At 46.5% G+C, this 12,969-nt stretch carries 8 protein-coding genes and 3 pseudogenes; 9 read left to right on the top strand and 2 right to left on the bottom strand.

All coding sequences use genetic code 11. The features are described from left to right. Nucleotides 1–302 (top strand): annotated as a pseudogene (locus tag QUB63_RS04875) (calcium-binding protein); the annotation flags it as partial. A gap of 73 nt (nt 303–375) precedes the next feature. Here the strand turns inward: QUB63_RS04875 and QUB63_RS04870 are convergent. Further along, nucleotides 376–903, bottom strand: coding sequence for a hypothetical protein (locus tag QUB63_RS04870; protein WP_332943668.1), 528 nt, complete (start codon nt 901–903; stop codon nt 376–378). Between the two features lie 236 nt (nt 904–1,139). Between QUB63_RS04870 and QUB63_RS04865 the strand changes: the two genes are divergently transcribed. Next, complete coding sequence (locus QUB63_RS04865; RefSeq protein WP_332943667.1) at nt 1,140–1,982, top strand: photosystem II manganese-stabilizing polypeptide; 843 nt, start codon at nt 1,140–1,142, stop codon at nt 1,980–1,982. A gap of 425 nt (nt 1,983–2,407) precedes the next feature. Continuing rightward, nucleotides 2,408–3,181: an RNA polymerase sigma factor SigF gene (locus QUB63_RS04860; protein WP_332943666.1), complete on the top strand. Its 774-nt coding sequence runs from the start codon at nt 2,408–2,410 to the stop codon at nt 3,179–3,181. 281 nt (nt 3,182–3,462) lie between these two features. On the opposite strand, the gene QUB63_RS04855 is transcribed toward QUB63_RS04860, so the two are convergent. Next, a complete protein-coding gene (locus tag QUB63_RS04855; protein WP_332943665.1) occupies nt 3,463–4,629 on the bottom strand; it encodes a pyridoxal phosphate-dependent aminotransferase in 1,167 nt (388 codons plus the stop codon). A gap of 391 nt (nt 4,630–5,020) precedes the next feature. Between QUB63_RS04855 and QUB63_RS04850 the strand changes: the two genes are divergently transcribed. The 6 genes and pseudogenes from QUB63_RS04850 (at nt 5,021) to QUB63_RS04830 (ending at nt 12,478) form a co-directional block, all read left to right on the top strand. Beyond that, nucleotides 5,021–5,533 (top strand): adenine phosphoribosyltransferase, encoded by a 513-nt coding sequence (locus QUB63_RS04850; protein ID WP_332943664.1) that lies wholly within the window; start codon nt 5,021–5,023, stop codon nt 5,531–5,533. Nucleotides 5,534–5,815: 282 nt separating this feature from the next. After that, complete coding sequence (locus tag QUB63_RS04845; protein WP_332943663.1) at nt 5,816–6,856, top strand: ABC transporter permease; 1,041 nt, start codon at nt 5,816–5,818, stop codon at nt 6,854–6,856. An 88-nt stretch (nt 6,857–6,944) separates the two neighbouring features. Continuing rightward, a pseudogene (locus tag QUB63_RS34990) lies at nt 6,945–8,039 on the top strand (leucine-rich repeat domain-containing protein); the annotation flags it as partial. A gap of 552 nt (nt 8,040–8,591) precedes the next feature. Then, nucleotides 8,592–9,101 (top strand): annotated as a pseudogene (locus QUB63_RS34985) (DUF6745 domain-containing protein); the annotation flags it as partial. Between the two features lie 482 nt (nt 9,102–9,583). Next, on the top strand, nt 9,584–10,537 hold the full coding sequence (locus QUB63_RS04835; RefSeq protein ID WP_332943661.1) for an ABC transporter ATP-binding protein: 954 nt from the start codon (nt 9,584–9,586) through the stop codon (nt 10,535–10,537). 249 nt (nt 10,538–10,786) lie between these two features. Continuing rightward, nucleotides 10,787–12,478: a hypothetical protein gene (locus tag QUB63_RS04830; protein ID WP_332943660.1), complete on the top strand. Its 1,692-nt coding sequence runs from the start codon at nt 10,787–10,789 to the stop codon at nt 12,476–12,478. Nucleotides 12,479–12,969 lie beyond the last annotated feature (491 nt).

Here is a 12,969-nt window from a genome sequence, read left to right as displayed (position 1 = left end):
CTCCGCCTCCGACTCCAACTCCGCCTCCGACTCCAACTCCGCCTCCGACTCCAACTCCGCCTCCGACTCCAACTCCGCCTCCGACTCCAACTCCGAGTCCGACTCCGGCTCCGACTCCGACGCCGACTGCTTCGAGGATTCCGACTGCGCCGACTGTTACGATACCTGATTCGATGGTGTCAATTAGTTCGATCGCCCCGACGGCTACTCCCGGACTGTTGCCAATGCCCGGCCAGACGCCGATATTTCCGACGGCTGTGCCGAACCCGATAGCGGTATCTCCTACACCTTTCGGGTTCTAGGTGCAAGAGCGCAGCTCGGTGATGAGTTTTGAGTTAATGTAAAACTCACAAACTCAAAACTCATCACTCATAACTATTTAAGGTCTTGCTCAGTCTCGGCCGAGTGTTCTGGCGACTCGGCCCCAGAATCTTCTAGGGGAGATAATTGTTGGGCGTACCCCAAGAGCGATCGAAGTTTCATGCGGTGGATGTAAGGCCAGCCGCCATTGGCTTCAATATTCCTGAGCAGTTTGTAAAGTGCTTGGCGGTTGTCGGGAAAAGACGCTTGGAACAAACCGTCCCGAATTTCCCGGTGCGAAGCTTCCAGCGTCCGCAGCAAAGCCAAAAGCAGCACGCTGTCTCCCTGACAACTTTCGGCTAAAGTCCGAATCGCCTCTGTCAGCGATTGCAGTTGAGACTGCAACTTTTCTGACTCTAAATCTTTGCCGTTGTCCATAGCGCTGCTTCCTTTGAAATCTACAAGGCCGGGGTGTCGGGCCGCTTGTGTCAGCCGACTAATCGAGCTAGTGGCGATCGGCATTCCGGGCCAATAAGCAAAGTAACTTAAGTAGGTTGGCGATCGCAATATTAATTTGCCGTCCAAGTCAGGAAAAGAGCACAACCCGTCGTACCATGTGTATTGGGCTGCGATCCGAACATGATTGAGAAATCATAAGTTCTTGCTTATTTCACTGCACTGCGCAAGATTTTTTGAGTCAATGCCGGTGTCGGTGAAGCGAGCGTTCGGGATCTAAATGCTGCAGGAGGCGCTGGCCTAGCCTGCCGGCGGGCAATTATATTTTGCTCGAAGTATGGCTTTTTCTTAATATAATCCGATGTTGGAGATTGAGGTTGGCAATGAAATATCGTGCTTTAATTGTTGCACTTTTAGCATTTTGCATGAGTGCGCTGGTTGCTTGTTCTTCTGCTCCTGACACGACGGTGGCGACTACCGAGTTGCTCACCTACGACGAGATTAGAGGTACGGGATTGGCTAATAACTGCCCTAGCTTGGCAGAAACTTCTCGGGGATCGATCGCCATCGAAGCGGGCGGCACCTATAAACTGAGCGGTATGTGTTTGCAGCCCACAACTTATTTTGTGAAGGAAGAACCTGCAAACAAACGCCAAGAGGCGGAATTTGTCCCTGGTAAATTGCTGACGCGGTTCACCTCGAGCATTGACCAAGTTCAAGGTACACTCAAGGTGGGTAATGACGGGACTCTGACTTTTAAGGAAGAGGACGGCTTGGACTTTCAAGCAATTACGATTCAATTACCGGGCGGAGAGCAAGTACCTTTCTTGTTCACCATTAAAGAGCTCGTAGCCAGTTCCGAGCCCGGAGTGGTTGCTATCAATACTTCCACCGATTTGAAAGGCGAGTTTAACGTTCCTTCTTACCGCAGCGCTGGCTTTTTAGACCCTAAAGGTCGCGGGGTAGCGACTGGCTACGACAATGCTGTAGCGCTTCCGGCTTCTGACAATTCCAAACGTGTGCGGGCTAATGTTAAGGTGGCTGACACCAGCACCAAAGCTGGCAAAATTTCTCTCCAAGTTGCTAAAGTCAACAGCGCCACTGGCGAAATTGGCGGGATTTTTGAGAGCACGCAGCCTTCTGATACTGATTTGGGAGCTAGACCCGCTCTCGACGTGAAAATTCGCGGTTTGTTTTACGCTCGCATTGAGCCTTCTGTGTCGTAAAACTGGCTTTCTTTTTCGATCGAACTCGAGCAGTTTTGTGCCATAAAGCTACTGCTCGCCCTTCATTAGCCAACAGTCTTTAGCATCATAACTTAAGACTGTTGACTAATGACTAAATTTATGATTTAAGTGTTATGAGTTACGACTTATTAAGTGAGATTATTAATTAATAAAAGTATTGCGTTTTAACAGCTTTCAGCTTATAATAGGGTGTGAAAAAAGATCCGTAAATTTACGGATTCTGCCGAATAGCTTCGGATGACCGCGATTTCATCGGTCGCAGTGCCAAATTTAAACGGGTGTGTCTGTTATCACAGCGATTAAGTGCTAGGATTACACCACCTCAAGATATTTTTTTTTAGGCTAGATTGGAAACTAGGTCTAAAGCAACATCAGTCCCCTGCTCTACCAACCCTTATGCCACCATGTCTACCACAGTCCCCAACGAGCTAAAAAGCGAAAATTTGCAATTGTTACGCGAGTACCAAAATTCTGGTTCCAATGAAGTCCGCAATCAGTTAGTTCAACTGAATATTGGACTGGTGAGAAAAGAAGTTTACCACTGGATCAACCAGTGCGGTGAAAGCTACGACGATTTGCTGCAAGTCGGGTGCATTGGGTTGATTGGGGCGATCGAGCGATTTGATATCTCGAAGGGACACGCTTTTAGCTCCTTTGCAATTCCCTACATTCGGGGCGAAATTCAGCACTACTTGCGGGACAAAAGCCCTTCTGTGCGAATTCCCCGCCACTGGCTGTCCCTGGAACGCAAATCTGTCGCAGCGATCAAGGATTTGCAGGTGCAGTTCAACCGCAAACCTACGGATGCTGAAGTCGCAGCAGTGCTTGAGGTTTCTGTAGCAGAATGGCAAGAAATTAAGTTGGCCCATCTCAACCGATCGCCTTTAAGTTTAGATGCGCCGGTGCAAGATGAAGATGAGGGGGCGACTTGTTTGGGAGAATTGGTTCCCGATAGCAAGTATCGGAGTTTTCAGTTGGCGCAAGAAGATCGAATTCGCGTACAGCAAGCTTTGGCTATGTTGGAACAACGGACTCGCGAGATATTGGAGTTTGTTTTTCTCTACGATTTGACGCAGAAGGAAACGGCCGAACGTTTGGGTATCAGCGCGGTGACTGTTTCTCGGCGAGTTAAGAAGGGGCTGGATTTGCTGAAGGAAATTATGACCAAACAGCTTTAGTCAGTTGACAGTTGACAGTTGACAGTTGACAGTTGACAGTTGACTGTGGGCAGTTGTCAGTTGAAAGTTGTCAGTTACGGCTAATCACTAATCACTAATCACTAATCACTAAGGACAACTAATATAGCAACCGCCACATGGCGTGAGGGCATAAATAACCTGATGAATGGAGACCAGAACCCAGAGCATAAACGGTTTGATTCCCGTACTATGTAACTGTCAACTGTCACAGGTCAACTGTCAACTGCTATAACTACTGACTACTGCCCACGGACTAATTTTTAGATGCTGCGAACAAATTTATCGAGCCTTTCTACGGCTTTTTTAATTGTGCCTAAATCGGTGGCGTAAGACAAGCGAATGTGGTCGTCTGCACCAAACGCAATCCCTGGAATAACTGCTACTTGATGCTGTTCCAAGAAAGCATCGCAAAATTGCAGAGAAGTCATTCCTGTCTTGCTGATATTGACAAACATATAGAAAGCGCCGTCTGGTTTGATGCAGCTAATTCCGGGGATAGCATCGAGCAATTCAAATATTACCTGACGCCGATCGGCAAAAGCTAAGCGCATTTTTTCCACAGACTCTTGGCTGCTTTCCAAAGCTGCGATCGCGCCGTACTGTGCAAAGGTACACACGTTTGAGGTACTGTGACCTTGAACGGTGCTGGTGGCTTTAATTAATTCGCTCGGCCCGGCTAAATAACCAATGCGCCAGCCTGTCATCGAGTAACCCTTAGCAAAACCGCTGCTGATGATGGTGCGATCGAAGATTTCTTTGCCCAGGGAACCGATGCTGACGTGTTGCGCGCCGTCATATATAATTTTTTCGTAAATCTCGTCAGAAACGACTAAAATATCTCGATCGACTATCACCTCGGCCAGCGCTTTGATTTCCGCTGGAGAGTACACCATTCCCGTCGGGTTAGAAGGCGTATTCAGGACAAATAACTTGGTTTTGGGAGTAATCGCCCCACTCAGTTGTTCCGGTGTAATTTTATATCCTGTAGAAGCATCTGTCCGTACAATTACGGGCTTACCGCTGGCGAGTTTGACCATTTCTGGATAGCTCAGCCAGTAGGGAGCCGGAATAATTACTTCATCTCCAGGCTCGATCAGAGCCATCATCAGATTGTAGAGCGAATGCTTGCCGCCGTTGGTGACAAGAATATTTTCCGGTTGATAGTTGAGATTGTTCTCATCGCGGAGTTTGCGGGCGATCGCAGCTTTTAACTGCGGTTCCCCAGCCACCGGGCCGTACTTAGTCTTCCCCGCATCTAAAGCTTGCTTTGCCGCTGCTTTAATGTGTTCGGGGGTATCAAAGTCGGGTTCTCCCGTACTCAAACTACAGACATCAATCCCTTCGGCCTTCATGGCTTTAGCCTTAGCTGCGATCGCCAAGGTTATGGAAGGAGGAACCTCACCCACTCGTGCTGCCAACTTGATCATTGGATTTTAGATATTATATTTTTGACTTTAGATCATAGGGTGACAAATCTTGATATTCAACCCTGTTGTTAGGAAATTATGACATTTGTTTAGGTAGTATGTACAGGATTCAGCATTGAAACAATAAAAACCCCAAATTTATTTGTAGAGTAAATCTTAAATCTACAATCGATCGGCACTATCATTGTACCATTTTTGATAGTCGGGTACTCTCAAAGCCGATTTACCAAATATTAAGGGTATAGCATCCCACGCCTAGGCGGATTGAAAGAGTCGCTGAGTTTAAATCCCCGTCAAAAAAACCTCGCTCTCAACCGTCAACCGTTAACTGTCAACTGTCAACCGTCAACTGTCAACTGTCAACTGTCAACTGTCAACTGTTTACAAGCTTATGGATCTCAAATCTCTGATTCGCGACATTCCTGATTTTCCCAAGCCGGGAATTATGTTTCGAGACATTACAACTTTGCTCCGCAACCCTCAAGGGCTGAGCTACACCATTGACAGTTTAGCCGAAAAATGCTCTGCAATGTCTGCTGACTATGTGGTGGGCATGGAATCGCGGGGCTTTATCTTTGGCGCGCCTTTGGCTTATAAAATGGGAATAGGCTTTATTCCTGTCCGCAAACCCGGGAAACTGCCTGGAGAAGTTCATTTTGCTGAGTACGAGTTGGAGTACGGTGTCGATCGGCTGGAGATGCACCGAGATGCGATGAGGGCCGGCAGTCGCGTGCTGGTTGTGGACGATTTAATCGCCACTGGCGGAACAGCGGCGGCGACGGCTAAATTGTTGGAACAAGCTGGCTGCGAGCTTGTCGGTTTTGCTTTTATCATTGAATTGCAGGCTTTGGGCGGCAGGCAGAAATTGCCGGATGTGCCGATCGTCACGCTAGTCGAATATTAGTCATCAGTCAGTTGACAGTTGACCTGTGACAGTTGACAGTTGTCAGTCGTCAGTTGTCAGTTGTCATTAGTCCGATCGCGTCCGATCGATTAACCATAATAAAAGAGGTTTGATCGTTCGGACTTTAGTCCGCATTTGGCTTAAACCCGCAAGCAAGGACTTCCGCCATCACTACAAACATATAGCAATCCTATGAGCCGCGATCGATGCTTCACAAACAATTCATCAATCAAAAATCCCAAATTCCCAATCTAAAATCTAAAATCTAAAATCTAAAATTGTATGACTTCTGTTAAAGTAAATCGCAATTGGCGAGGATTGAGTTCCCTGTTTGGCAGCGAGACATTTAGCTATGTTGTCAAGCGACTGTTACAGGCACTTTTAACCCTATTTTTAGCATCGGCTCTTTGTTTTGCAATTATTGAGCTAGCACCGGGAAATTACTTGGATACTTTGAGCCAAAATCCGAAGATTTCGCCGGAGACGCTCAAACAACTCGAACAGCAGTTCGGTTTAGATAAACCAGCTATTGTGCAGTATGGTTTGTGGCTGCAACAAATTGTGACGCGGGGGAATTTTGGCACGAGTTTTGTGTATCAGCGATCGGTAGCTTCGCTGCTGTGGGAACGGGTACCGGCGACGCTGTTGATGGCGATCGCATCTTTGATTGTAACTTGGGCGATCGCGATTCCTTTGGGAATAGTCGCCGCCGTCAATCAAAACCGCACAGTCGATCGAGTTCTGCAAGTAGTCAGCTACACCGGACAGGGATTTCCGAGCTTTATCACAGCTTTGCTGCTGCTATTTTTTGCTCAGAATACTTCGCCTCTGTTTCCCGTCGGAGGAATGACAAGTATCAACCACGCAGACTTACCTTGGTGGGGTCAAATCCTCGATTACTGCTGGCACTTAATTTTGCCAACAGTCGCTCTGAGCGTTACTGGTTTTGCTGGCTTGCAAAGATTGATGCGCGGACAATTGTTGGACGTGCTGCGTCAAGATTACATCCGAACAGCACGGGCTAAAGGTTTGCCGGACGATCGAGTAATTTACGTTCACGCTCTGCGGAATGCTGTTAATCCGTTGGTGACGCTGTTGGGTTTTGAGTTTGCTAGTTTGTTGAGCGGTGCTTTTATTGCCGAATATTTCTTTAATTGGCCGGGTTTGGGAAAGCTGACTTTGGAGGCGGTGAACAATCAAGATTTGTATTTAGTAATGGCAAGTTTGATGATGGGTGCGACCATGTTGATTGTTGGGAATTTGTTGGCGGATTTGCTGCTCAAAGCTGTCGATCCTCGGATTAAGCTGGAAGATTTGAAATAGTAGACTTAATTCAGTAATATGAGGTACGCAAGAGCGATTTGTAATAGTCAACAGTCAACAGTCAACAGTCTTCCATTATCCATGCCCCATGCCCCATGCCCAATTACGCATCTCGGAGTGTTTTATGTCAGAAAAACAACCAAACGAGCCCATAACTTTTAGCAGCTTTGCCGACTGGTGCAGGCATATTGACAGCCTTTCAACAGAGGCAAGGTACACAGTTAAGGTGTTGTTAAACAAGGCTGGCACTGATGACCCTGAAGCAGCCCAGCAGATACTTTCAAGCATGACAGAACTCGATCTGGGCAGAAATATAATTACCGACATCAGATCCCTCGGCTCGCTCACCAATCTGACAAAACTGAATCTGAGCCACACTAGAATTACCAATATCAGCTTCCTCGGCTGGCTCACCAATCTGACAAGACTGGATCTCAACTACAATCAAATTACCGACATCAGCTTCCTCGGCTCGCTCACCAATCTGACAACACTGTCTCTCAGAGGCAATAAAATTACCGACATCAGCTTCCTCGGCTCGCTCACCAATCTGACAACACTGTCTCTCAGCGGCAATCAAATTACCGACATCAGCTTCCTCGGCTCGCTCACCAATCTGACAACACTGTCTCTCAACAACAATAAAATTACCGACATCAGCTTCCTCGGCTCGCTCACCAATCTGACCACACTGAATCTGGACTACAATCAAATTACCGATATCAGCTTCCTCGGCTCGCTCACCAATCTGACAAAACTGTATCTCAACAACAATCAAATTACGGACATCAGCTTCCTCGGCTCGCTCACCAATCTGACAACACTGTCTCTCAACGACAATCAAATTACCGATATCAGCTTCCTCGGCTCGCTCACCAATCTGACAACACTGTCTCTCAACTACAATCAAATTACCGATATCAGCTTCCTCGGCTCGCTCACCAATCTGACAACACTGTATCTCCGCCAAAATCAAATTACCGATATCAGCTTCCTCGGCTCGCTCACCAATCTGACCACACTGAATCTGGACATCAATCAAATTACCGATATCAGCGCCTTGCGTAAGCTCACCAATCTGACAAAACTGTATCTCAACTACAATCAAATTACCGATATCAGCGCCTTGCGTAAGCTCACCAATCTGACAAAACTGGATCTCTACGACAATCAAATTACCGATATCAGCGTGTTAGGCGAACTCGCACAGAAACGTCTTACTCTCTCGACTACGCCAATTGACGCCCAAAAAGCCACAGAAGCCATCAAAGTTGCCTATGCCGCTATTGGGCTAGAAGAACCCTCCGTTATTATTTGCAGCAGTCCCCGCGACGCTTATATCCAAATCTTCAACTTGCTCAAACAGGACCATTCACAAAACTGCTCAAACCAAGGGCATTGGAATAGATTGGGGAAAAAGCTAGAGTGGAAATGGATGTCCTCATCGATTGTGAGAGAATTTGCAAGTGCGGCAGTGTGGGAGTATGAGTTCGAGGGCATGACGATCGTCGAGCCCGAAGCAGACAGCACACTGAGTTCGCTAATCAACGAATTTGTTGACGAATATGAGCGCTCGCAACGAACGATGGGGAATGTTTTGCCGGCTAATTTGTCATACCTAAAATTATCTGAAACCCCCACGAATTTGTTTAAAGAAATCTATTTGACTGAATGGCATATCTCTTCATTAGGCGTCAATCTTTCCCAAAAGGCAAAAGAAATACATCGCTGCCAAAAGCTGCTTTTCGAGCATTGCGGTTGGATATTTCCGTTTGAAAAGATTTGTTATGTATGCGATCGCCCCCACCTGCGCTTTGACAGTCAAAACCGCTTGCACGCGGAAGGAGAACCTGCCATTGAGTTTGCGGACGGATGGAATTTTTACTATTATCACGGCGTCAGATTGCCTGAAAAATACGGGCAACTCCACCCAAATCAATGGCAATCCCAGTGGCTTTTAACAGAAGACAATGCCGAGCTGAGGCGAGTGTTAATTCAAGGAATTGGTTACGATCGCATAATTCAAGAATTGTCAGCAAAACAAATAGATAGTTGGCAGGAATATGTACTATTAAAAATAGATAATGCCTCGGATTGGGAGCATATTTATTTGTTAAAAATGACTTGTCCAAGTACGGGATTCATTCACGCTTTGAGAGTTCCACCTAACCTGACATCAGCTAGGGAGGCAATTCGCTGGGTAAATTGGGATATCGATCCAGAGGAATTTTCCGTGCAGACTTAATCTATAACAACTCTCAATCATTCATGAAGATTTGTAGGGGTAGTGTCCCCGTGCCTACCCCGATTGGGGCAATTTACGCACGGGTGATCGAAAACGGTTTTTTTTGGGGAATACTTATTTATAGCACCTAAAAGCGACAAAAACCCGGTTTCTTTGGTGTTGATGCGTAATATTCTGTCCGGTAGATTAGCGATTTGTCGTCGGGCGGGGGCAGGTTTATGAGATTGTCGGTTTTCGGCAATTATTGTCGCTGAACCTGCCCCTACAAGACATGGCGTTTGTAATAACGGATCGGATCTATCTGAGATATTGCAGCATTGTCCATTAGCTGTAGGGGCGGGTTCGCCAGTAGGCTTAAAGTTTGCAGACAGGTTAAATAAACCCGCCCTCCCCAACGAATAATCCCCTCAAATCAATCGGACTCGATATAACTCCTATTATTCCCAGGAATGCACCGATAAAACTTCATTCACCCTCCAAACATGGCAAAACAACTAGCAATAGAAACTCGCGGGCTGACGAAACAATTCGATCGCCATATAGCTGTCAATGACATCGATTTGCAAGTAGCAGCAGGCGAAGTATGCGGACTGATCGGCCCCAACGGTGCCGGCAAAACTACTTTGCTGCGGATGTTGGCGGCGGCTGAGGAACCGACTATAGGGGAAATTTACATCAACGGGGATAGGTTATTGCGCGATCGATCGCACCCGATTCTCAAACAGCGCATTGGCTTTCTTCCCGACGACTTTCCCCTCTACGACGACTTGACTGTTTGGGATTATTTAGACTATTTTGCCCGACTCTACAACCTCCAGCAACCGCGCCGCCGAGAGCGAATCAACTCCGTGTTAGAACTCGTGCAACTAACCAACAAGCGCAACAGCTTAATTTCCACCCTGTCGCGGGGGATGAAACAGCGCCTGAGTTTGGGGAGAACTATTATCCACGAACCGCTATTGTTGTTGTTAGACGAACCGGTTTCTGGCTTAGATCCGATCGCCCGAATGCAGTTCCGCGAAATTATCAAAGTTTTGCAAGAAGCCGGCATGACCGTAGTCATATCATCTCACGTTCTCAGCGACTTAGCCGAACTTTGTACCTGGGTCGGTATCATGGAACTCGGATATCTGGTCGAAAGCGCACCTTTACAAGAACTTTACAAACGCCTCAGCCGCCAGCAAATTTTCATGTCGGTTTTAGGAAATAAATTAGCAGCGCTAACATCGGCATTAAAAAACTTTCCTTGGGTGGAAAATTGGGCAATAATCCCGGAAACTCAGCAGGTGTGCGTTGATTTTTCAGGAAGCCCGGAAGATGCCGCAAATTTATTACGGGAACTCGTCGCGGCGAAGATTCCGCTAACAGAATTCCACTGCACTCAAGAAGATTTAGAAACCATTTTCCTCAAAATGGGACACCAGCAAGCATCCTAATTTGCTCGTTTCCTCTTTATCAAGGGCGGGAACGGGGTCATTGATGTCAATTTAAGGTCAAAAGTAGTATGAGTAACCATCTGACGATGAGCAACTCGATCCCCCCTAGCCCCCCTTAAGAAGGGGGGAACTGGAAGCACTCAAAGTGGGTCTTCTTAAGGGGGATTTAGGGGGATCAAAACTTCCATACAAACGAGAAAGATAGTGAGTTATAACTAACTCATCACCCATTCCTAATCACCAATTACCATGACATTCAACTTACTCGATCGAATCGGCAACTGGAATCCTCAGTTATTTCGAGAAATCAAAGGCCGCTTGAAAATGGGCAATATCGCGATCGCATCTGCCCTTTCCCTCTGCGGTCAACTGCTGCTGTTCATGTATTTCAGCGCCCTGATAGTTGCTCCTCCTCATGGGGAGTACACTGACCCCATCTATCGCACATTTTGCACTTTCAACATTGTTCATCCCTTCTATGAGAATGAGAAACAGTGCGTCAGAGATGCCTTGGGCAACTTTGCCATTAACTGGCCAGTGTGGTGGATCGAGATATTCATGTGGCTGAGCATATTGAGCGTGTTAGCTTTATTAGTAGCAGGGACTTATATGCTTGTCAGCGACTTAGACAAGGAGGAACGCCGCGGGACGCTCAACTTTATTCGCCTCAGTCCCCAGTCTGCCAAAACAATTTTTCTGGGCAAAATTCTTGGCGTACCAATTTTACTTTATTTAGCAACAGTGCTGACCGTACCCCTGCACCTGTACGCTGGATTAGCTGCTCAAATACCCCTGAATGAAATTTTCTGTTTCTACACAGCGGTTGCAGCTAGCTGTGCTTTATTTTACAGCAGTGCGATGCTATTTGGATTGACAACCAGTTGGTTGGGAGGATTTCAACCTTGGTTGGCTAGCGCTACGGTTTTTGTGATGTTTTGGATTTCTGGTGCGCTCGAATTGACGCGCAGTGCTTGGGATTTGCTAACATTTTTGTCTCCCATTGCTATGCTGAGATATCTGCTTTTTGGAGTTGGTGTTAATAAAATTCATGGTTTCGATTCTGTAAATTTTGAATACTTAGACAAGTGGCAATGGTTTTACTCGCCAGTGGGTACAAATATTGCGAGTGGCCTTGCTTTGTCTCTCTTGGTTTGTGGTACAGGAACCTACTGGATGTGGCAGGGATGGCAGCGCCGCTTTCCAAATCCCAGTGCTACAGTTTTGAGCAAACGGCAAAGTTATTTGCTAGTTATCTGCTGTCAGCCAATAATTTTAGGGTTTGCACTCCAATCAAACCCCATATCAGTCTGTAGTCTCCCCACCTTACTGGTTTTGAATTTGCTGATGTTCTTAGCTTTAATTGCTGCTTTAACATCTGACAGACAATCTTTGTACGATTGGGCGAGGTATCGCCAACAAATCGTTCCCAGCAGTCACAAGTTGTGGCGGCGCTACCCGCTACTCGATTTAATTTGGAGCGAAAAAAGTCCGGCTGTAGTTGCGATCGCGATCAATTTCCTCAGCTCAGTCATAATTTTAACACCTTGGGCGCTGTTGGAAAAAAACCATATAAACGGATTTTGGGGTGTAATTTCCTGTCTGAATCTCATCCTAATTTACGCAGCCATCGCCCAACTATTCCTATTTGCAAAAACTCGAAATCAGGAAATTTGGGCCGCCTGCACAGTCGGCAGCGCTCTCTTGTTGCCACCTCTGATTTTATCTATGCTCTTGCTAACCCCAGAAAAAGCTCCTCTTTTGTGGTTGTCTTCAACATTTGGTGGCGTTTTGTTTTCGCCGTATACAGCCGCGTCAGGAAATACGATTTGGCTCTTCTCCATACTGAGTCAGTGGAGTGTCTTGGTGTTGTTGAATCTCAAATTGCGATCGCAACTCAAACTCGCAGGGGAATCAGCTTCTAAAGCCCTGCTAAAAGCTTGAAAAAGCAGGAGAATGGCTCCAACGTGAAACTCCGATTCAGGCAGGGATTTAAACCCCTGCCTGAAAGCTTAAGTCGTTTTCAGACGACTGTTTAACTAACTTATTATGCAAATTGTGCATTTATAATCCACTTTATATTGATCGATGGTGGTCGCCGCTGCACAGACAAAGCCCACTTTCGCAGGCTTTAAGATTAAAGTTGAAAAATAATTTCGGACTGGACAGATCCAAAATTATAGAGTCAGCGTATATTACTAATGAACGCAGTACAAAATTTCATAAGTTCGCACCGCTAAAAAGTTCAGCTTGCCTGTTTGCATTAGAGATGCGATCGCCTGCAGGCTACACACCCAACTATAAAATACGGCTGAGCAATCTGTATTTAGGAGTGGGTTTATTTGAATCGGGGGGCTGGTTTATGTATCATTTTAGCTGCGTGTAATACTTTTATGGCAACCAACCCCTACAGCAGCAAATAATAAAAACTCTCC

Source organism: Microcoleus sp. ARI1-B5, assembly GCF_036705795.1.
Lineage (GTDB): Bacteria > Cyanobacteriota > Cyanobacteriia > Cyanobacteriales > Microcoleaceae > Microcoleus.
The sequence above is the reverse complement of the archived record's forward strand: the minus strand, read 5'-3'. Positions and strand labels throughout refer to the sequence as shown.